The organism is Stappia sp., assembly GCF_048268045.1.
GTDB lineage: Bacteria > Pseudomonadota > Alphaproteobacteria > Rhizobiales > Stappiaceae > Stappia.
Map to the genome: position 1 here is coordinate 98,210 of NZ_JBLWWG010000003.1, position 20,251 is coordinate 118,460.

At 66.9% G+C, this 20,251-nt stretch carries 15 protein-coding genes; 12 read left to right on the forward strand and 3 right to left on the reverse strand.

Features of this window, described 5'->3' with window-relative positions:
* The first annotated feature begins 81 nt into the window (after window positions 1-81).
* The 9 genes from mdh to lpdA all read left to right on the forward strand — a co-directional run bounded on the left by mdh (window position 82) and on the right by lpdA (window position 11,757).
* Window positions 82-1,044 carry a malate dehydrogenase gene (gene mdh / locus ACN0WF_RS05580; protein WP_417771811.1) on the forward strand — a complete coding sequence of 321 codons (963 nt, stop codon included), beginning with the start codon at window positions 82-84 and terminating at the stop codon, window positions 1,042-1,044.
* A 75-nt stretch (window positions 1,045-1,119) separates the two neighbouring features.
* Entirely contained in the window at window positions 1,120-2,319 is a 1,200-nt protein-coding gene (gene sucC / locus ACN0WF_RS05585) for an ADP-forming succinate--CoA ligase subunit beta (RefSeq protein ID WP_417771812.1), read from the forward strand.
* The gene (gene sucD / locus ACN0WF_RS05590) at window positions 2,319-3,227 is read left to right on the forward strand and encodes a succinate--CoA ligase subunit alpha (protein WP_417771813.1); all 909 of its coding nucleotides are present in this window, start codon (window positions 2,319-2,321) and stop codon (window positions 3,225-3,227) included. Before sucC ends, sucD begins: the two co-directional genes overlap by 1 nt.
* Before the next feature lie 209 nt (window positions 3,228-3,436).
* Window positions 3,437-6,421, forward strand: coding sequence for a 2-oxoglutarate dehydrogenase E1 component (locus tag ACN0WF_RS05595; RefSeq protein ID WP_417771814.1), 2,985 nt, complete (start codon window positions 3,437-3,439; stop codon window positions 6,419-6,421).
* Between the two features lie 182 nt (window positions 6,422-6,603).
* Window positions 6,604-8,151 (forward strand): 2-oxoglutarate dehydrogenase complex dihydrolipoyllysine-residue succinyltransferase, encoded by a 1,548-nt coding sequence (odhB, locus tag ACN0WF_RS05600; RefSeq protein ID WP_417771815.1) that lies wholly within the window; start codon window positions 6,604-6,606, stop codon window positions 8,149-8,151.
* A 124-nt stretch (window positions 8,152-8,275) separates the two neighbouring features.
* The gene (locus ACN0WF_RS05605) at window positions 8,276-8,842 is read left to right on the forward strand and encodes an HXXEE domain-containing protein (RefSeq protein WP_417771816.1); all 567 of its coding nucleotides are present in this window, start codon (window positions 8,276-8,278) and stop codon (window positions 8,840-8,842) included.
* A gap of 16 nt (window positions 8,843-8,858) precedes the next feature.
* Window positions 8,859-9,473 carry a LysE family translocator gene (locus tag ACN0WF_RS05610; RefSeq protein ID WP_417771817.1) on the forward strand — a complete coding sequence of 205 codons (615 nt, stop codon included), beginning with the start codon at window positions 8,859-8,861 and terminating at the stop codon, window positions 9,471-9,473.
* A gap of 40 nt (window positions 9,474-9,513) precedes the next feature.
* Entirely contained in the window at window positions 9,514-10,272 is a 759-nt protein-coding gene (locus ACN0WF_RS05615; RefSeq protein ID WP_417771818.1) for an SDR family oxidoreductase, read from the forward strand.
* A 75-nt stretch (window positions 10,273-10,347) separates the two neighbouring features.
* A complete protein-coding gene (gene lpdA / locus ACN0WF_RS05620) occupies window positions 10,348-11,757 on the forward strand; it encodes a dihydrolipoyl dehydrogenase (RefSeq protein WP_417771819.1) in 1,410 nt (469 codons plus the stop codon).
* Between the two features lie 179 nt (window positions 11,758-11,936).
* Here lpdA and ACN0WF_RS05625 read toward each other — a convergent pair whose 3' ends face one another.
* The 3 genes from ACN0WF_RS05625 to fsa all read right to left on the reverse strand — a co-directional run bounded on the left by ACN0WF_RS05625 (window position 11,937) and on the right by fsa (window position 15,182).
* Window positions 11,937-12,362: a hypothetical protein gene (locus tag ACN0WF_RS05625; protein ID WP_417771820.1), complete on the reverse strand. Its 426-nt coding sequence runs from the start codon at window positions 12,360-12,362 to the stop codon at window positions 11,937-11,939.
* Window positions 12,363-12,422: 60 nt separating this feature from the next.
* Window positions 12,423-13,394: a tyrosine recombinase XerC gene (locus ACN0WF_RS05630; RefSeq protein ID WP_417771821.1), complete on the reverse strand. Its 972-nt coding sequence runs from the start codon at window positions 13,392-13,394 to the stop codon at window positions 12,423-12,425.
* 1,134 nt (window positions 13,395-14,528) lie between these two features.
* Window positions 14,529-15,182, reverse strand: coding sequence for a fructose-6-phosphate aldolase (gene fsa, locus ACN0WF_RS05635; protein ID WP_417771822.1), 654 nt, complete (start codon window positions 15,180-15,182; stop codon window positions 14,529-14,531).
* Window positions 15,183-15,457: 275 nt separating this feature from the next.
* Here fsa and ACN0WF_RS05640 point away from each other — a divergent pair, with 275 nt between their 5' ends.
* The 3 genes from ACN0WF_RS05640 (at window position 15,458) to atpA (ending at window position 20,222) form a co-directional block, all read left to right on the forward strand.
* Complete coding sequence (locus ACN0WF_RS05640; RefSeq protein WP_417771823.1) at window positions 15,458-17,701, forward strand: primosomal protein N'; 2,244 nt, start codon at window positions 15,458-15,460, stop codon at window positions 17,699-17,701.
* Between the two features lie 431 nt (window positions 17,702-18,132).
* Window positions 18,133-18,693 (forward strand): F0F1 ATP synthase subunit delta, encoded by a 561-nt coding sequence (locus tag ACN0WF_RS05645; protein ID WP_417771824.1) that lies wholly within the window; start codon window positions 18,133-18,135, stop codon window positions 18,691-18,693.
* Complete coding sequence (atpA, locus tag ACN0WF_RS05650; protein ID WP_417771825.1) at window positions 18,693-20,222, forward strand: F0F1 ATP synthase subunit alpha; 1,530 nt, start codon at window positions 18,693-18,695, stop codon at window positions 20,220-20,222. The genes ACN0WF_RS05645 and atpA overlap by 1 nt, the downstream gene beginning before the upstream one ends.
* Window positions 20,223-20,251: the final 29 nt, after the last annotated feature.

The following is a 20,251-nucleotide window of genomic DNA, read 5'->3' on the forward strand; positions in this document are numbered from 1 at the left end:
CAAGGCACAAAGGGTTTAGTGCCATGCGCGACCGTTCGGAACGGTCGATGCTCCATTTTACGTAAAGGGAAGCAATAGGATATGGCTCGGAACAAGATCGCTCTGATCGGCGCTGGACAGATCGGCGGCACGCTCGCCCACCTCGCCGGCCTGAAGGAACTCGGCGACATCGTGCTCTTCGACATCTCTGAAGGCACGCCGCAGGGCAAGGCGCTCGACCTTGCCGAATCCTCCCCTGTCGACGGCTTCGATGCGAAGCTGTCGGGCGCGAACTCCTACGAGGCGATCGCTGGCGCCGACGTGGTGATTGTCACCGCCGGCGTGCCGCGCAAGCCCGGCATGAGCCGCGACGACCTGCTCGAGATCAACCTCAAGGTGATGGAGCAGGTGGGCGCGGGCATCAAGGCGCATGCGCCCAATGCCTTTGTCATCTGCATCACCAATCCGCTCGACGCCATGGTCTGGGCGCTGCAGAAGTTCTCCGGCCTGCCGGCGAACAAGGTCGTCGGCATGGCCGGCGTGCTCGATTCCTCGCGCTTCCGTTACTTCCTCGCCGAGGAGTTCGGCGTGTCGGTGGAAGACGTCACCGCGTTTGTGCTCGGCGGCCATGGCGACACGATGGTTCCGCTCGCGCGCTACTCCACCGTCGCCGGCATTCCGCTGACCGACCTGGTCAAGATGGGCTGGTGCACGGCCGAGCGTCTGGAAGAGATCATCCAGCGCACCCGCGACGGCGGCGCCGAGATCGTCGGCCTGCTGAAGACCGGTTCGGCCTTCTACGCCCCGGCCGCCTCCGCCATCGCCATGGCCGAGAGCTACCTCAAGGACAAGAAGCGCGTGCTGCCCTGCGCCGCGCATCTGGATGGCCAGTACGGCCTCAAGGACACCTATGTCGGTGTTCCGACCGTGATCGGCGCCGGTGGCGTCGAGCGCATCATCGAGATCAGTCTCGAAGGCGACGAGAAGGCGAGTTTCGACAAGTCTGTCGCCGCCGTCGATGGCCTCGTCGAGGCTTGCAAGAAGATCCAGCCCGCGCTGGCGTGACACGGATCGGGAGGCCTCGCGGCCTCCCGTTTCGCATGACGCGAGCCGTCTCCATCGAACACGGGGGATAGACGCATGAATATCCACGAATACCAGGCCAAGCAGGTCCTCAAGGCCTATGGCGCGCCGGTGGCCGAGGGTGTCGCCATCTTTACGGCGGCCGAGGCCGAGGCCGCCGCCAAGTCGCTTCCCGGCCCGCTCTGGGTCGTGAAGTCGCAGATCCACGCCGGTGGTCGCGGCAAGGGCAAGTTCAAGGAACTGGGCCCCGACGCGAAGGGCGGCGTCCGCCTCGCCTTTTCGCTCGACGAGGTGAAGGCGCATGCCGCCGAGATGCTCGGCAACACGCTCGTCACCAAGCAGACCGGCCCGGCCGGCAAGCAGGTGAACCGCCTCTACATCGAGGACGGCGCCGACATCGAGCGTGAGCTCTACCTCTCCATCCTCGTCGACCGCACCGTCGGCCGCGTGGCCTTCGTCGTCTCGACCGAGGGCGGCATGGACATCGAGGCCGTCGCCGAGGAGACGCCGGAGAAGATCCACACGGTGCCGATCGACCCGGCCACGGGCGTCACGGCGGCCGATGCGGCCAAGCTCTGCGACGCGCTGGAGCTGTCCGGCGAGGCCCGTGCCGACGGCGAGAAGCTGTTCCCGATCCTCTACACGGCCTTCGTCGAGAAGGACATGAGCCTTCTCGAGGTCAACCCGCTGATCGTCATGAAGGACGGCCGCCTGCGCGTTCTCGACGCCAAGGTGTCCTTCGACGGCAACGCCCTGTTCCGCCATCCCGACATGGTGGAGCTGCGCGACATCACCGAGGAGGACGCCAAGGAGATCGAGGCGTCCAAATACGACCTCGCCTATGTGGCGCTCGATGGCGACATCGGCTGCATGGTCAATGGCGCCGGCCTGGCCATGGCGACCATGGACATCATCAAGCTCTACGGCGCGGAGCCGGCCAACTTCCTCGACGTGGGCGGCGGCGCCTCCAAGGAGAAGGTGACGGCGGCGTTCAAGATCATCACGTCCGATCCGAACGTGAAGGGCATCCTGGTCAACATCTTCGGCGGCATCATGCGCTGCGACGTGATCGCGGAAGGCGTGATCGCTGCGGTGCAGGAAGTCGGCCTGCAGGTGCCGCTGGTGGTGCGCCTCGAGGGCACCAACGTCGAGCTCGGCAAGAAGATCATCAACGAGAGCGGTCTCAACGTGATCGCCGCCGATGATCTCGACGACGCTGCCCAGAAGATCGTCAAGGCTGTGAAGGAGGCTGCTTAATGTCCATTCTGGTCAACAAGGACACCAAGGTCATCGTTCAGGGCCTGACCGGCAAGACCGGTACGTTCCACACGGAGCAGGCGCTTAACTACTACGGGACCAAGATGGTTGCCGGCGTGCACCCGAAGAAGGGCGGCGAAAGCTGGACCTCGGGTCTCGATTCGGCGGCTTCCCTTCCCATCTTCGCCACGGTTGGCGAGGCCAAGGAGGCGACCGGTGCCGACGCTTCGGTGATCTACGTGCCGCCGGCAGGCGCCGCGGCCGCCATCATCGAGGCCATCGACGCCGAGGTCCCCTTCATCGTCTGCATCACGGAAGGCATTCCGGTCGCCGACATGGTGAAGGTCAAGGCGAAGCTCGAGAAGTCGAAGTCGCGCCTGCTCGGCCCCAACTGCCCGGGCGTCCTGACGCCGGAAGAGTGCAAGATCGGCATTATGCCGGGCTCCATCTTCAAGAAGGGCTCGGTCGGCGTCGTCTCGCGCTCTGGCACGCTCACCTATGAGGCCGTGTTCCAGACCTCCAACGCCGGCCTCGGCCAGACCACGGCCGTCGGCATCGGCGGCGATCCGGTCAAGGGCACCGAGTTCATCGACGTGCTGGAGATGTTCCTCGCCGACGACGAGACCAAGTCGATCATCATGATCGGCGAGATCGGCGGCTCGGCCGAGGAAGAGGCCGCGCAGTTCCTCAAGGACGAGGCCAAGAAGGGCCGCAGCAAGCCGATGGCCGGCTTCATCGCGGGCCGCACGGCGCCTCCGGGCCGCACCATGGGCCATGCCGGTGCCGTCATTTCCGGCGGCAAGGGCGGCGCAGAGGACAAGATCGCGGCGATGGAAGAGGCCGGCATTCGCGTCTCCCCGTCCCCGGCCAAGCTCGGCGAGACCCTGCTCGAGGTTCTCAAGGGCTGATTTTTCTGGCGGTATCGGTTTGTTTACCGGGGCCGCGGACACATATGTGGACGGGATCTTCCCTTGGGGAGTGTTCCCGTGTACCGATCTTGAGAAGGAGCCGCGCGGGACACGCATCGCGCGGCTCTGTCCCACTTCCGTTCGACAGGGGCGCTGCGTGAAAGGGCTCCCCTCAACAAGGCGGGCGGGGGCAACCCCGCTATGGTGTGATGGCTCGACAGGACGCGAACAATGCATTCGCGATGACGTCGTTTCTGTACGGCGGCAACGCAGCGTATATTGAAGATCTCTATGCGCGCTTCAAGGAAGACCCCGGCTCGCTCGACGAGACGTGGCGCGACTTCTTCTCGAACCTCTCGGACGAGAAGGCGGACGTTCTGAAGGAGGCGCGCGGCGCATCCTGGAAGCGGCCCGACTGGCCGATCTCGGCCAATGGCGACCTGATCAATGCCCTCGACGGCAATTGGGCGCCGGTCGAAAAGACCCTCGGCGACAAGATCAAGGCCAAGGCGGACACCCGTGGCGAGGCGCTGACGGAAGCCGCGGTGCAGCGGCAGTCGCGCGATTCCGTGCGGGCGCTGATGATGATCCGCGCCTACCGCATGCGCGGCCATCTCCACGCCGACCTCGATCCGCTCGGCCTCAGCCAGCCCGGCGATCACGAGGAGCTGCACCCCTCGTCCTACGGCTTCACCGAGGAAGACTGGGACCGCAAGATCTTCATCGATCACGTGCTGGGTCTTGAGTTCGCGACCATCCGCGAGATGCTCGACATCCTCAAGCGGACCTATTGCTCGACGCTCGGCGTCGAGTTCATGCACATCTCCAACCCGGCCGAAAAGTCGTGGATCCAGGAGCGCATAGAGGGACCGGACAAGGAGATCGAGTTCACGCCGAAGGGCAAGAAGGCGATCCTCAACAAGCTGCTCGAGGCCGAGGGCTTCGAGAAGTTCCTTGACGTCAAATACACCGGCACCAAGCGCTTCGGTCTCGATGGTGGCGAGGCGCTGCTGCCCGCGCTTGAGCAGATCATCAAGCGCGGCGGCGCGCTTGGCGTGAAGGAAATCCTGTTCGGCATGGCCCACCGTGGCCGCCTCAATGTGCTTGCACAGGTTCTCGGCAAGCCGCTGCGCGCGATCTTCCACGAGTTCAAGGGCGGCTCCTTCGCACCCGACGACGTCGAGGGTTCCGGAGACGTGAAGTACCACCTCGGCGCCTCCTCGGACCGCGAGTTCGACGGCAACAAGGTGCACCTGTCGCTCACCGCCAACCCGTCGCATCTGGAGATCGTCGATCCGGTGGTGCTCGGCAAGGCGCGCGCCAAGCAGGATCAGCTTTCCGCCGTCGACGGCCGTTTCGTCGAGACGACCGAGGTCGATCGCTCCAAGGTGATGCCGCTGCTGCTGCATGGCGATGCGGCCTTCGCCGGCCAGGGCGTCGTGGCCGAGTGCTTCGGCCTGTCGGCCCTGCGCGGCCACCGCACCGGCGGTTCGGTCCACTTCATCATCAACAACCAGATCGGTTTCACGACCAATCCGCGTTTCTCGCGCTCCTCGCCCTATCCGTCCGATGTGGCGAAGATGATCGAGGCGCCGATCTTCCACGTGAACGGCGATGATCCGGAAGCGGTGGTCTTTGCCGCCAAGGTCGCCACCGAGTTCCGTCAGCTCTTCGGCAAGCCGGTGGTGATCGACATGATCTGCTACCGCCGCTTCGGCCACAATGAGTCCGACGAGCCGGCGTTCACCCAGCCGATCATGTACCGCAAGATCCGCAAGCATCCCACGACGCTGCAGATCTACGCGGACAAGCTGGTGGCCGAGGGTGTGGTTTCCGCCGAGGAGGTCGACGCCATGCGGGCCGAGATCCGCGCGCGTCTCGACACCGAGTTCGACGCCGGACAGGCCTACAAGCCGAACAAGGCCGACTGGCTCGACGGAAAGTGGGCCGGCATGCGCCAGGCGCAGGATCTCGACGATCCGCGTCGCGGCCAGACCGGCGTCGCCAGCGGCGAGCTGGAGCTGGTCGGCAAGGCGCTGACCACGGTTCCCGACGGCTTCAACGTGCACCGCACGATCCGTCGGTTCCTCGACAACCGCCAGAAGATGTTCGAGACCGGCCAGGGCTTCGACTGGGCAACGGCCGAGGCGATGGCCTTCGCCACGTTGCTGCTCGAGGGGCATCCTGTGCGTCTGTCGGGTCAGGATTGCGAGCGTGGAACCTTCTCGCAGCGCCACTCCGTCCTCTACGATCAGGAAGACGAGGGCCGCTACATCCCGCTCAATCACCTGCGGGACGACCAGTCGCGCTACGAGGTCATCAACTCGATGCTCTCGGAAGAGGCGGTGCTCGGTTTCGAATACGGCTACACGCTGACCGAGCCGAACGCGCTGACGCTCTGGGAAGCCCAGTTCGGCGATTTCGCCAATGGCGCGCAGGTGATCTTCGATCAGTTCCTGTCGTCGGGCGAGCGCAAGTGGCTGCGCATGTCGGGCCTCGTCTGCCTGCTGCCGCATGGCTACGAGGGGCAGGGACCGGAGCACTCTTCCGCCCGTCTCGAGCGCTTCCTGCAGATGTGCGCGGAAGACAACATGCAGGTCGCCAACTGCACCACGCCGGCGAACTACTTCCACATCCTGCGCCGTCAGCTGAAGCGTGACTTCCGCAAGCCGCTGATCCTGATGACGCCGAAGTCGCTGCTGCGCCACAAGCGCGCCGTGAGCCGCTTCGACGAGTTCGCCGAGGGGTCGAGCTTCCATCGGCTGCTGTGGGACGATGCCCAGCATCCGGGCATGAGCGACATCAAGCTGGTCGACGACAAGAAGATCCGCCGGGTCGTTCTGAGCTCGGGCAAGGTCTACTATGACCTGTTCGAGGAGCGCGAGAAGCGCGGCATCGACGATGTCTATCTCCTGCGCGTCGAGCAGCTCTATCCGTTCCCGACCAAGGCCCTGGTGACCGAGCTGTCGCGGTTCAAGGACGCCGAGATCGTCTGGTGCCAGGAAGAGCCCAAGAACATGGGTTCCTGGTTCTTCGTGCAGACCTACATCGAATGGGTCCTGTCGCAGATCGATGCCAAGCACCAGCGTCCGCGCTACGTCGGTCGCGCCGCTTCGGCGGCCACCGCGACCGGCCTGATGTCGAAGCATCTGGCCCAGTTGCAGGCATTCCTGGACGAGGCCTTCGCCGAATAAGGCGGGCGCGGCGCGGGGGCGGCATGACGCCGGCCCCGCGCCACCGCCGTCAAGAAGTCTGACCGATTTTTCGCCCGTGCGCCGGACCGCGCCACGGGACAGGGCGGACCCCGGCAGGTCCGTCGCATTGCGTCGGGACCGCTTCCGCCCCGCGCTGCCACCGGATGAAAGAGATTGAGATCATGGCGACCGAAATTCGAGTGCCCACGCTTGGCGAATCCGTAACCGAGGCAACCATTGCCCAGTGGTTCAAGAAGCCCGGCGAACAGGTGAATGCCGACGAGCCGATCGTCGAGCTGGAGACGGACAAGGTAACGGTGGAAGTCCCCGCCCCGGCCTCCGGAACCCTCGGGGAGATCCTGGTCAAGGAAGGCGACACCGTCGAGGTCGGCACGCTGCTCGGCCAGATCGAGGAAGGCGCTGGCGCCGCCAAGCCTGCCGCCGCGAAGTCCGCGCCCGCCGCCGCGGCGAAGTCCGATGACGGCAAGGGTGGAAACGACAAGGGTGGCGACGACAAGGGCGGCGAGACCGTCGACGTGGTGGTGCCCTCGGCTGGCGAGAGCGTCACCGAGGCCGATGTCGGCGAATGGTTCGTCAAGGTCGGCGACACGGTGAAGGCCGACGACATCCTCGTCGAGCTGGAGACCGACAAGGCAGCTCAGGAAATTCCGGCGCCCGCTGGCGGCAAGATCGTCGAGATCGCGGTCGCCACCGGCGACACGGTGAGCCCGGGCACGCTTCTCGCCCGCATCGCAACCGGCGCCGGCGCTGCCGCCGCTGCCTCCGCTCCGAGCGCTGACAAGGCCGCCGCGAAGCCGGCAGCCGCCGCATCGTCCATGCCGCCGGCTCCGTCCGCGTCGAAGATGCTGGCCGAAAAGGGCGTCGATGCCTCGCAGGTCGAGGGCTCGGGCAAGCGCGGCCAAGTGCTCAAGGGTGACGTGATCGCCGCCGCTGCCGCCGGCTTCGCCCAGAGCGCGCCCGCCGCCTCCGCGCCGGCTGCCGCCCGTGCCCCGTCGGTCGCCGAGGATGCGGCGCGCGAAGAGCGCGTGCGCATGACCAAGCTGCGCCAGACCATCGCCCGCCGTCTCAAGGACGCGCAGAGCACGGCCGCCATGCTGACCACCTACAACGAGGTGGACATGGGCCCGATCATGGAGCTGCGGAAGTCCTACAAGGATCTCTTCGAGAAGAAGCACGGCGTCAAGCTTGGCTTCATGGGCTTCTTCACCAAGGCCGTCTGCCATGCGCTGAAGGAGATCCCGGCGGTCAACGCCGAGATCGACGGCACCGACGTGATCTACAAGAACTTCTGTCACATCGGCGTTGCCGTCGGCACCGACCGCGGCCTCGTCGTGCCGGTGGTGCGCGATGCCGACCAGATGTCGATCGCCGAGATCGAGAAGGAAATCGCCAACCTCGGCCGCAAGGCGCGTGACGGCAAGCTCGGCATGAACGACATGCAGGGTGGCACCTTCACCATTTCCAACGGCGGCGTCTACGGCTCGCTGATGTCCTCGCCGATCCTCAACGCGCCGCAGTCGGGCATTCTCGGCATGCACAAGATCCAGGAGCGGCCGATGGTCGTGAACGGACAGATCGTTGCCCGCCCGATGATGTATCTGGCGCTCAGCTACGACCACCGTATCGTCGACGGCAAGGAGGCGGTGACCTTCCTCGTGCGCGTCAAGGAGAGCCTCGAGGACGTGCAGCGTCTCGTCCTCGACCTCTGATCCCGGCGAACGAACACGGGCTCCGGGCGGCGATCCCGTCCGGAGCCTGTCCCTGCGGGTGTGATCCTTGCCGCTCGCGGCATACGGCGCGCCCGTCCGGGCGGCCGGTCGAGGGGAAGCGGGCATGAAGGCAACCGTCAGCCGTTTGCAGGCGAACTGGGTTTACGGCGGCGCGCTTGCCGGCGTCGGCCTTCTGGCGCTTTCTCCGCTCCTGACTGCCGGCTGGCCACTCGGCCAGCTCCTGGTCTGGCTTGTCCTGCCCGTCTACATGCTGCACCAGCTCGAGGAACATGACGGCGACCGCTTCCGTCTCTTCGTCAACGCCACCATCGGGCGCGGACGCGAGGCGCTGAGCGTGCGCGACGTCTTCGTGATCAACGTCTTCGGCGTGTGGGGCGTCATGGTCGTGACGCTCTGGCTGATGCGCGCCGTCGCGCAAGGGTGGGGGTTGATCGGGATCTATCTCGTGCTGGTCAACGCGGTTCTGCATCTGGTGCAGGCGCTCGCCATGCGGCGCGTCAATCCGGGGCTCTGGACGGCCCTCGCCCTGTTCCTGCCGCTTGGAGCATGGGGGCTTGCCGAACTGGGGCCGCAGGAGACACTTGCCCTGCACGCAGTTTCGCTTGCCATCGTCGTTGTGCTTCATGGCGCGATCATGGTGACGGCGCGTCGCAGGCTGGCGAGCGCCTGACGAGGAGGAGGTGTTTATGGGACCCGAATTTCTTCTCACCGCCCTCGTGGTGGTGCTCGTTCCGGGCACTGGCGTGGTCTACACGGTGGCCACGGGGCTCTCCCGGGGGCGGGCTGCGGGCATCGCTGCGGCCTTTGGCTGCACGCTTGGCATCGTCCCGGCACTGCTGGCCGCGATGTTCGGGCTCGCGGCCCTGCTTCATGCCAGCGCGCTTGCCTTTCAGGTGCTGAAATACGCCGGCGCCGCCTATCTCTTCTACCTCGCCTGGCAGGCGCTGCGGCAAGGCGGCCCGCTCGCCTTCGATCGCGCGGCCGCCGGGCCGGCGGATCTGGTCGCGGTGGCGCGCAACGGGTTTCTCATCAACGTGCTGAACCCGAAGCTCTCGCTGTTTTTCCTGGCCTTCCTGCCGCAGTTCGTCAGCCCGCAGGCCGGGCCGGTCACGCTGCAGGTGCTGGGGCTCGGCGGCGTCTTCATGGGGCTGACGCTGGTGGTTTTCATCGGCTACGGTCTGTTCGCGGCGGCGGTGGGGGCAAGGCTCCTGTCAAGCCGCCGTGCCATGGCGTGGCTCGGGCGCACGGTAGCCGTTGCGTTCGCCGGTTTCGGCCTGCGTCTGGCACTGGCGGAGCGCTAGGGCGGCTGCGGGCCGTTCAAACGAACGAACAGGGGATCCGATGAGCGAGAGTGTTGTGATCGTGACGGGGGGAAGCCGGGGCATTGGCGCGGCCGCCGCCCTGCGTCTGGCGGCGCCAGGCACCACCGTGCTGCTGACCTATGTCTCCAGCCCGGCCCGCGCCGACGAGGTGGTTGCCGGGATCCGGGCGCGCGGCGGCAAGGCGGTGGCCCTTCAGGCCGACGTGGCGAGCGAGGCGGACTGCCTGAAGACCTTCGCCGAAGCCGACCGGCTCGGCCGGCTCACGGGCCTGGTCAACAACGCCGGCGTGGTCGATGTCGCGGCACCGCTCACCGACATGTCCTTCGAGCGGCTGCGGCGCATGTTCGACGTCAACGTGCTCGGAACGATGATCTGCGCCCGTGAAGCGGTGAAGCGCATGTCCACGGCGCATGGCGGCAAGGGCGGAGGGATCGTCAACCTGTCGTCGGCCTCCGCGAAGCTCGGCTCGCCGTCGCAATATATCGACTACGCCGCCGCCAAGGGCGCGATCGATACCTTCACCGTCGGTCTTGCCAAGGAGGTGGCGCGCGAGGGCATCCGCGTCAACGCCGTGCGTCCGGGCATCATCGAGACGGAGATCCACGCCTCGGGCGGCGATCCCGATCGCGCGGCGCGCATGGCCGCCGAGCTTCCCATGGGGCGGGCGGGAACGGCGAATGAATGCGCCGAGGCCATCGCGTGGCTGCTCTCGGATGCGGCGAGCTACACCTCCGGCGCCATCCTCGACGTGTCGGGCGCCCGGGCCGTCGTGCCCTGAGACGCCGGCGTCACGGACTAACATGAACAACGGCGGCGCGGTCCGCCCTTGCGAACAGGAAAAGAGGCGAAAGCAATGTCCAACTTCGATCTCGTCGTCATCGGCACCGGTCCCGGCGGTTATGTCTGCGCCATCAAGGCGGCCCAGCTCGGCCTCAAGGTCGCGGTCGTCGAGAAGCGCGCCACCCATGGCGGCACCTGCCTCAACATCGGCTGCATTCCCTCCAAGGCGCTGCTGCATGCCTCCGAGCAGTTCGAGGAGGCGGAGCATTCCTTCGAGGGCATGGGCATCAAGGTCGGCAAGCCGAAGCTCGACCTCAAGGCGATGCTCGCCTTCAAGGACAAGGTCGTCGACAGCAACGTCACCGGCATCGACTTCCTGTTCAAGAAGAACAAGATCACGCCGTTCCACGGCACCGGCCGCATCGTTTCCGCCGGTCGCGTCGAGGTGACGTCGGCGGAGGGCAAGACCGAAACCGTCGAGGCCAAGGCGATCGTCATCGCCACCGGCTCCGACGTGGTCCAGCTTCCCGGCGTCGAGATCGACGAGAAGCAGGTCGTCTCCTCCACCGGTGCGCTGACGCTGGAGAAGGTTCCGGGCAAGCTCATCGTCATCGGCGCCGGCGTCATCGGCCTCGAGCTCGGCTCCGTCTGGCGCCGTCTTGGCGCCGAGGTCACCGTGGTCGAATACATGGACAAGATCCTCGGTCCGATGGACGGCGACGTCTCCAAGTCGTTCCAGCGCATCCTGAAGAAGCAGGGCATGGAGTTCCGCCTGTCGACGAAGGTCACGGCGGTGGAGAAGAAGGGCAAGCAGGTCGCCGTCACGGTCGAGCCCGCGGCCGGCGGCGAGGCCGCGGCCGAGACGCTCGAGGCCGACGTGGTGCTCGTCGCCATCGGCCGCCGTCCCGTGACCGCCGGCCTCGGCCTTGAGGAGGCCGGCGTCGCGCTCGACGAGCGCGGCCGGGTCAAGACAGACGGCCACTACCAGACCAATGTCGCCGGCATCTACGCCATCGGCGACGTGATCGCCGGCCCGATGCTCGCCCACAAGGCCGAGGATGAGGGCGTTGCACTGGCGGAGATCCTCGCCGGCCAGGCCGGCCACGTGAACTACGGCGTCATCCCGGGTGTGGTCTACACCTCGCCCGAGGTTGCCGATGTCGGCAAGAGCGAGGAGACGCTGAAGGCCGAGGGCGTCGACTACAAGGTCGGCAAGTTCTCCTTCATGGCCAACGGCCGCGCCAAGGCGATGGGCCACACCGAGGGCTTCGTCAAGGTGCTAGCCGACGCGCAGACCGACCGGGTGCTCGGCGTTCACATCATCGGCCATGGTGCCGGCGAGATGATCCACGAGGCGGCCGTGCTGATGGAATTCGGCGGCGCGTCGGAGGATCTGGCGCGCACCTGCCATGCCCATCCGACGATGAGCGAGGGGGTCAAGGAAGCCGCCATGGCCGCCTTCTCCAAGCCGATCCACGCCTGAGTGGCGCGGCCCGCCCGGCCGCGCATCGCATAACGACAAGATCCGCCCGCGCCGGTCTCTCCGGCGCGGGCGGTTTGCGTTTCGCAGGCTGTTCACCGGGGCGAGCCCGGTCGCGGAGACGGCGTGAAAACAAGCGCTTCGATGGCGTGCCGCCCGGGAAACTCCTTTTATAAGCCGGCTTACTGCCTTGTCATGATCGCCGCGTGAAACTCGGGCCTGGCGTTGCGATCATGCGGATGAAGCGTCACCAGTGCCTCGATCCGGTCGTCCATGGTGATGATCTCGATCTCCCGGGCGCCGAACAGTCCGGGGAAGGTGGCGACGATCCGGCCCGTGGCGTTTCTATGTGCCTGCACCCATCCCCATTTGCAGTCGCGCGGTGCGCATTTGACAAAGGCGCGCATGCGAAACGCGACGCCGTCCTTGCCAACGCAGCGGCTTTCGATCTCGATCCGGCGGATCTGCTGCGTCCGCGCCCTGGTGTTGATCCAATGTCCGGTCTCGGGCGTGATGCAGGTCCTCTCCTCGGCAATGGCATCGGTGGGGACGAGAAGCACCGCCAGCGCCAGGAAGAGCGTCGAAAGGGCAGGGAGCATCAGGTGCATGGCGGCCTCTCGGGCGGGTTGGCTGCTGTCACGCGCGCGACAACAGCGGTAGGCGCGTGTCTATGGCGTGCGCGCGGCGGACGTCCCGCCGCGCGGGTGAGCCTTGTCGAAGGCATCGAGCAGGCGCGCGGCGTCGACCTCGGTATAGATCTGCGTGGTGGAAAGGCTCGCGTGGCCAAGAAGTTCCTGAATGGTGCGCAGGTCGCCGCCGCCGGCGAGCAGATGTGTTGCGAAGGAGTGGCGCAGCGCGTGCGGCGTGGCGCTGTCGGGCAGGCCGAGCGCGCTGCGCAGTCGCGCCATGGCGTATTGCACGATGCGTGGATTGAGCGGCCCGCCCCGTGCCCCGAGAAACAGCGGCCCGTCGGGCTGCGGCGCATGGGGGTTGAGCGCCAGATAGCTCTCCACTGCCTCGCTCACCACCGGCAGCACCGGCACGATGCGCTCGCGCCCGCCCTTGCCGCGCACGCGCAGGGTCCTGGTGCCCTTGCGCGGGGCCGTGCGCCCGGTCAGCGACAGCGCTTCGGAGATGCGCAGCCCGCAGCCATAGAGCAGCGTCAGCACAGCGGCGTTGCGGGCGGCGATCCAGGGTTCCGCGTCAAGCCCGCTGTCGGCGTCGACAAGGGTCATGGCGTCTCCGGCCGAAACCGGCTTGGGCAGCGAGCGGGGTTGCCGGGGCGGGCGCACGACCGTGCTTGCCGCAGCATTCACCTGCCCGCGCGTTTCGAGAAAGCGCAGGAAGGAACGCACGCCCGCCAGTCCGCGCGCCAGTGATCGGCTGCCGACGCCGCTCTGCCTGCGGCTTGCCAGGAAACCGCGATAGTCGGCCGGGCGAAGGTCGGCGAGATGGGCGAGCGCTGGCGGTTCGCCAAGATGTCCGGTCAGGAAACGGAGAAACTGACGCAGGTCGCGCTCATAGGCAATGAGCGTCTTGTCGGCGAGGCGGCGCTCACCACCAAGGTGATCGAGCCAGTCGCCGACCGCCGCGTTCACATCCGGCCTTGCACACACAAGAAGCGAATCGCCATCCGTCATCGCGCGATTCTAGCAGACGCCTGCGATTTTCGCGCGCATTTGGCCTTGCGGCGATGTGACCCGCGACCGCCGCCGACCTGCCGTAACGTCCGCGCTTTTCCCGCAAGTCTTCCGGCACCCGCTCCGACACGCCCACTCCGGCACGCCGGCCCGGCCGTCACCCCGGGCTTGACCCGGGGCCTATTCGTTTCCAGAGCCTCCGCCCCGTTGCCCCGGCCCCGGAGGCACGCCTGGCGTTTGCCCGGGAGGGCGGTTGCCGCGAAGGCAAGCGATGTTGAGGTGCGGCTGCGGCCTGTGCCGGCGTGGATTAGGTCCCGGGTCAAGCCCGGGATGACGTCCGGTGGAGGGGCGAAGGCCGAGGGAGCGCTGAGGGCTGGGGTGGTGCGAGCACTGAAGGCTGGGGTGTGCGGGGGCTGGGCAAGTTGAAGGGTTGACGACTGAGGCATGCAAGGACTGGGGAAGGTGAGGGTGGGCTGATGATTGAGGTACGCGCAAGGGCCGAGATCCGCTCCTACGCCCCGTAGGCCGCTCCCCCCACCTCGGTGTCACCCCGGGCTTGACCCGGGGCCTACTCGTTTCCAGAGCCTCCGCCCCGTTGTCCCGGCCCCGTAGGCACGCCTGGCGTTTGCCCGGGAGGGCGGTTGCGGCGAAGGCAGGCGATGTTGAGGTGCGGCTGCGGCCTGTGCCGGCGTGGATTAGGTCCCGGGTCAAGCCCGGGATGACGTTTGGTGGAGGGGCGAAGGCCGAGTGAGCACTGAGGGCAGGTGTGTGCGGGGGGGGCAAGTTGAAGGGTTGAAGACTGAGGTATGCGAGGGTTGGGGGAAGGTGAGGGGGCTGATGATTGAGGTATGCGCAAGGGCCGAGATCCGCTCCTCGCCCCGTAGGCCGCTCCCCCCACCTCGGTGTCACCCCGGGCTTGACCCGGGGCCTACTCGTTTCCAGAGCCCCCGCCCTGTCGCCCCGGCCCCGGAGGGGGGCCGCAGTCTCGGGGGGGGCGACACGCTCGAACCTTTCGGAGGCACGCCTGGCGTTTGCCCGGGAGGATGGTCGCAGGGGTGCAGGAAGCTTGGCACAAAAAAGGGCCGGAGGTTGCCCCCCGGCCCCGAACTGATCACAGGCGCGAGGCGCCCGGTCTTACAGGATGCTCTGGCCGGTCTTGGCCCAGTCCGAGAGGAACTGCTCGAGGCCCTTGTCGGTCAGCGGATGCTTGACCAGGCCCTTCAGCACCGCCGGCGGCACCGTGGCGACGTCGGCGCCGATCAGCGCGCAATCCTTGACGTGGTTGGCGGTACGGATCGAGGCGGCGAGAATCTCGGTCTCGAAGCCGTAATTGTCGTAGATCACCCGGATCTCGCGGATCAGGTCGAGCCCGTCGATGTTGATATCGTCGAGCCGGCCGATGAAGGGCGAGATGAAGCTGGCGCCGGCCTTGGCGGCGAGCAGCGCCTGGTTGGCCGAGAAGCACAGGGTGACATTGACCATGTGGCCGTCGCCGCTGAGCGCGCGGCAGGCCTTGAGCCCGTCCAGCGTCAGCGGCAGCTTGACGGCGATGTTGTCGGCGATGGCGGCAAGCGAGCGGCCTTCGGCGATCATCGCCTCGGCCTCGGTCGCGGTGACCTCTGCGGAGACCGGACCCTCGACCAGATCGCAGATCTCGGCGATCACGTCCTTCATCGGCCGGCCGGCCTTGAGGATCAGCGAGGGGTTGGTCGTCACGCCGTCCAGGAGACCGGTTTCGGCGAGGTCGCGGATCTCGCCGGTGTCGGCGGTATCGACGAAGAACTTCATGGCGGGGCAGGGCTCCCTTGGCGGAATGGTGTCGAATGCCGGGCGGCATTGCCCGCGCCCCGTCTCCTTACCATTTTAAGCCGGGCCGGGAACCGTCCCGCCCGCAAAAAGACGCGCCCGCTTGCGAAAAGCGCAAAAGACGTGAATGACGACATCCGCCACGCCGCTCTGCAATCCGCGCGGCGATGGGCGTAGGGTGGCTCCCGGGGAGGCGTCCGATTCGCCCGCCGCGCGGCGCACAAGGCCGCGACTGCCCGACGACCCGCCGCAGGACCATGACGAACCGCCCGCCCGCCCGCACCATCGACGATCTCTTCGCGAAGGATGGCCCGCGCCGCAACGTGCCGAAGCTGGCCCGCGTGCTGCTGCCGGTCGCCATCGGCATGGCCTACAGCTACCGGGTGCCCGAGGGCATGACGGTCGAGCCCGGCACCATCGTGCGCGTTCCGCTCGGCCCGCGTGAGGTCGTCGGCGCGGTCTGGGGGCTGGAAGAGGATGCGGCCGGGGTGGCCCCGGCACGGCTCAAGGACATCCTCCATGTCTATGATGACGTGCCGCCGCTCCGGGAGGATCTGCGCGCCCTGGTCGACTGGGTTGCCGGCTGGACGCTGGCGACGCCCGGCATGGTGCTGCGCATGGTGTTGCGCTCGGAAGCAGCCCTGGAGCCCGAACCGCCGGTGGCCGGCGTGCGGCGGGTCGAGGCGGTGGCCGCGCCGGAGCGCCTGACACCGGCGCGCAAGCGTGTGCTGGCGGTCCTGGAGGACGGCTTCGCCTGGTCGAAGAGCGGGCTTGCCCATGCCGCCGGCGTCAGCACCTCGGTGGTGGACGGGCTGATCGCCCACGGCGCTCTCGAGGTGGTGGAGATGCGCCGCTCACCCGCGCCGCCCGCGCCCGATCCGGATTTTGCCAGGATACCGCTCACCGGGAGCCAGCAGGCGGCGGCGGACACGCTGGTCGAGGCGGTCGGCAAGGGGTTTGCCACCTTCCTCATCGACGGCGTCACCGGCTCGGGCAAGACGGAGGTCTATTTCGAGGCCGTGGCTGAGGCGATCCGCCAGGGCCGGCAGGCGCTGGTGCTCATTCCCGAGATCGCGTTGACCAGCGCCTTTCTCGAGCGGTTCGAGCGCCGCTTCGCCGTGCGCCCGGCCGAATGGCACTCGCAGATCACGCCGAAACAGCGCGCCGCCGTGTGGCGGGGCGTCGGCAACGGCGACGTGCGGGTCGTCGTCGGCGCGCGCTCGGCGCTGTTCCTGCCGTTCTGCGAGCTGGGGCTCGTCGTCGTCGACGAGGAGCATGACACGGCCTACAAGCAGGACGACCGGGTGCCCTACAACGCCCGCGACATGGCGGTGGTGCGCGGCCATCTGTCGCGCTTTCCGGTGGTGCTGGCCTCGGCGACGCCGTCCGTCGAAAGCCGGGTCAACGCCGATGCCGGACGTTACCGGCTGATCGAACTGCCCGAGCGGGCGACGGGCGCGCCCATGCCTGAGATCTCCATCGTCGATCTGCGCCAGGACGGTCCCGATCGCGGTCAGTGGATCGCGCCGGTCCTGCGCCGGGCGATCGCCGACACGTTCGCCGGCGGCGGTCAGTCGCTGCTGTTCCTCAACCGGCGCGGCTACGCTCCTCTGACGCTCTGCCGCACCTGCGGCCACCGGTTCCAGTGCCCCAATTGTTCCGCCTGGCTGGTCGAGCACCGGTTTCGCGGGCAGCTCGCCTGCCACCATTGCGGTCATTGCGAGCCGACGCCGGACCATTGCCCTGCCTGCGGCGACACCCAGTCGCTGGTTGCCTGCGGCCCTGGAGTCGAGCGCATCGCCGAGGAGGCGAGCGACCTTTTTCCCGAGGCGCGCGTGCTCGTGCTGTCGTCCGACATGCAGGGCGGGACGGAGCGCATGAAGCGCGAGATGAAGGTGATCGAGGAGGGCGGGGCCGACATCGTCGTTGGCACCCAGCTCGTCGCCAAGGGCCACAACTTCCCGCTGATGCGGCTCGTGGGCGTCATCGACGCCGATCTCGGACTGGCCAACGGAGACCCGCGCGCGGCCGAGCGCACCTTCCAGCTCCTCGCCCAGGTGACGGGCCGCGCCGGGCGCATTGGCGGCGGCGGACGCGGGTTCCTGCAGACCCATGCGCCCGAGCATCCGGTGATCCGCGCGCTTGCCAGCGGGGATAGCCGTGCCTTCTACGATGCCGAAATCGCCGCGCGACGTGTTGCCGGCCTGCCGCCCTTCGGCCGGCTCGCGGCGCTCGTCGTCTCCGGCCCCGACAAGGCTGCGGCGGAAGCGCAGGCCCGCGCCCTTGCCCGCTGCGTGCCGGCCGATCCCTCGCTGACCGTGCTCGGTCCGGCCGAGGCAGCGATGGCCGTCGTGCGCGGCCGCCACCGCTTCCGCCTGCTCGCCATGGCACCGCGCGGTGTCGACCTGCAGAAGCTGCTCCGGGCCTGGCTCGTGGCCGCGCCGAAACCGCGCGGCGGAGTCCGCGTCCAGGTCGACGTCGATCCGCAGAGCTTCTTTTGACGGGGCAGGCCTAGCGGATTCGCAAAAATGCCGGAAAAAGCCGTCCCGCCGTCGGGGCGCGACAAAATTACGTCATTTTCGCGCGTGAAAAGTCGAAAATGCCGCGATACGCTGGCGATAGCCGGGGAAACCGTGGCCGGGACAGGGAATCCCGGGCTTGGCGGGACATTGCGGCGGGACGGAAAAAGCGGGTTTGACGGCCCGCTCGGGGCCGGTTTCCTCCACATGTGCCCATTTTCCTGAAGTTTGGCGCATTTGAGTCGCGCCGCTATGTTGCTCACATGTGAAGCCTGTGCTAATCGAAGCGCGGCTTTGCGGGGTACGAGCGGGCTCGCATCTTCCCCGGTCTGAAAAATGTCGATTTACCAACGCCTTGCGGACGGCTTTGCCGGACGTATGGGCTTAAACCCGCCTCAGAGAGCACGGACCCTGTGACCGACAACGTAACTCTCATTTCAGGTGTGGCTTCCCGTTATGCGACGGCGCTGCTCGACTTGTCAGAGGAGCAGGGCTCCGTGGCGGAGGTCGAGAAGGCACTCTCCGCGTTCGAGAAGCTTCTCCAGGACAGCGAAGACCTGCGTCGTCTCGTGACGAGCCCGGTCTTCTCCGCCGACGAGCAGCTCAAGGCGCTGACCGCCGTTCTCGACAAGGCCGGCATCGGCGGCCTTGCTGCGAACTTCGTGAAGCTCGCTGCCCGCAACCGCCGCCTCTTCGCGGTGCCGTCGATGATTGTCGCCTACCGCGCCGCGCTCGCAGAGCGCCGTGGCGAGCTTCCCGCCGACGTGGTGTCGGCCAGCGCGCTCTCCGACGAGCAGCTGGCGTCCCTCACGAAGTCGCTGAATGAGGCGACGGGCAAGTCGGTGATGATTTCGGCGAAGGTCGATCCCTCTCTGATCGGTGGCCTGGTGGTCAAGGTCGGTAGCCGGATGATCGACACTTCGCTCAAGACCAAACTCAATTCCCTCAAGTTCGCTATGAAAGAGGTCGGCTGATGGATATTCGGGCCGCGGAAATCTCCGCCATCCTCAAGGACCAGATCAAGAACTTCGGCCAGGAAGCCGAAGTTTCGGAAGTTGGTCATGTGCTTTCTGTCGGTGACGGCATCGCTCGCGTCTATGGCCTCGACAAGGTCCAGGCCGGTGAGATGGTCGAATTCCCCGGCGGCATCAAGGGCATGGCGCTGAACCTCGAGACCGACAACGTCGGTATCGTGCTGTTCGGCTCCGACCGCGACATCAAGGAAGGCGACACGGTCAAGCGGACCGGCGCCATCGTCGAGATCCCGGTTGGCAAGGGCCTGCTCGGCCGCGTCGTCGACCCGCTCGGCCAGCCGCTCGACGGCAAGGGCCCGATCGAGGGTTCCGAGATGCGCCGCGTCGACGTCAAGGCGCCGGGCATCCTGCCGCGCAAGGGCGTTCACGAGCCGATGTCGACGGGCCTCAAGGCCATCGACGCTCTGATCCCGGTCGGCCGCGGCCAGCGCGAGCTGGTCATCGGTGACCGTCAGACCGGCAAGACGGCAATCATTCTGGACACGTTCCTGAACCAGAAGCCGATGCACGCGACGGACAATGAGGGCGAGAAGCTCTATTGCATCTACGTCGCCGTCGGCCAGAAGCGTTCGACCGTCGCCCAGTTCGTCAAGCAGCTCGAGGAATCGGGCGCTCTCGAGTACTCGGTGATCGTCGCCGCGACGGCCTCCGATCCGGCGCCGCTGCAGTTCCTGGCGCCGTTCTCCGGCACCGCCATCGGCGAGTTCTTCCGCGACAACGCGATGCACGCCGTGATCGGGTACGACGATCTGACCAAGCAGGCCGTGGCCTATCGCCAGATGTCCCTGCTTCTCCGTCGTCCGCCCGGACGTGAAGCCTTCCCGGGCGACGTGTTCTATCTCCATTCTCGCCTGCTCGAGCGTTCGGCCAAGCTCAACGACGCCAATGGCGCCGGTTCGCTGACCGCCCTTCCGGTCATCGAGACCCAGGGCAACGACGTCTCGGCCTTCATTCCGACCAACGTGATCTCGATCACCGACGGCCAGATCTTCCTCGAGACGGATCTGTTCTTCCAGGGCATCCGCCCGGCGGTGAACGTCGGTCTGTCGGTGTCGCGCGTGGGCTCCTCGGCTCAGATCAAGGCGATGAAGCAGGTTGCCGGCAAGATCAAGGGCGAGCTGGCCCAGTATCGCGAGATGGCGGCCTTCGCCCAGTTCGGTTCGGACCTCGACGCCACGACCCAGCGCCTGCTGAACCGTGGTGCGCGCCTGACCGAGCTTCTGAAGCAGGGTCAGTTCCAGCCGCTGAAGACCCAGGAGCAGGTCGCCGTCATCTATGCCGGCGTCAATGGCTACCTGGACAAGCTGCCGGTCAACAAGGTCAAGGACTTTGAAGACGGTCTGCTTCTGAACCTGCGCGGCGAACATGCGGATCTCCTGGATGGTATCTGGGAGAAGAAGGCGCTCGACGCCGACCTTGAGGCTCGTCTCAAGGCGGCCATCGAGGCCTTCGCCAAGAACTTCGCCTGACGCGACCGACGGCATCCAGGACAAGGGGC

Bases quoted from the DNA above. Each gene is read 5' to 3' on its own strand.
- lpdA (WP_417771819.1), top strand. From the start codon at position 10,348: ATGTCCAACTTCGATCTCGTCGTCATCGGCACCGGTCCCGGCGGTTAT.
- ACN0WF_RS05615 (WP_417771818.1), top strand. From the start codon at position 9,514: ATGAGCGAGAGTGTTGTGATCGTGACGGGGGGAAGCCGGGGCATTGGC.
- ACN0WF_RS05630 (WP_417771821.1), bottom strand. From the start codon at position 13,394: ATGACGGATGGCGATTCGCTTCTTGTGTGTGCAAGGCCGGATGTGAAC.
- ACN0WF_RS05610 (WP_417771817.1), top strand. From the start codon at position 8,859: ATGGGACCCGAATTTCTTCTCACCGCCCTCGTGGTGGTGCTCGTTCCG.
- fsa (WP_417771822.1), bottom strand. From the start codon at position 15,182: ATGAAGTTCTTCGTCGATACCGCCGACACCGGCGAGATCCGCGACCTC.
- ACN0WF_RS05605 (WP_417771816.1), top strand. From the start codon at position 8,276: ATGAAGGCAACCGTCAGCCGTTTGCAGGCGAACTGGGTTTACGGCGGC.
- atpA (WP_417771825.1), top strand. From the start codon at position 18,693: ATGGATATTCGGGCCGCGGAAATCTCCGCCATCCTCAAGGACCAGATC.
- ACN0WF_RS05625 (WP_417771820.1), bottom strand. From the start codon at position 12,362: ATGCACCTGATGCTCCCTGCCCTTTCGACGCTCTTCCTGGCGCTGGCG.
- ACN0WF_RS05595 (WP_417771814.1), top strand. From the start codon at position 3,437: ATGGCTCGACAGGACGCGAACAATGCATTCGCGATGACGTCGTTTCTG.
- ACN0WF_RS05640 (WP_417771823.1), top strand. From the start codon at position 15,458: ATGACGAACCGCCCGCCCGCCCGCACCATCGACGATCTCTTCGCGAAG.
- sucD (WP_417771813.1), top strand. From the start codon at position 2,319: ATGTCCATTCTGGTCAACAAGGACACCAAGGTCATCGTTCAGGGCCTG.
- odhB (WP_417771815.1), top strand. From the start codon at position 6,604: ATGGCGACCGAAATTCGAGTGCCCACGCTTGGCGAATCCGTAACCGAG.
- mdh (WP_417771811.1), top strand. From the start codon at position 82: ATGGCTCGGAACAAGATCGCTCTGATCGGCGCTGGACAGATCGGCGGC.
- sucC (WP_417771812.1), top strand. From the start codon at position 1,120: ATGAATATCCACGAATACCAGGCCAAGCAGGTCCTCAAGGCCTATGGC.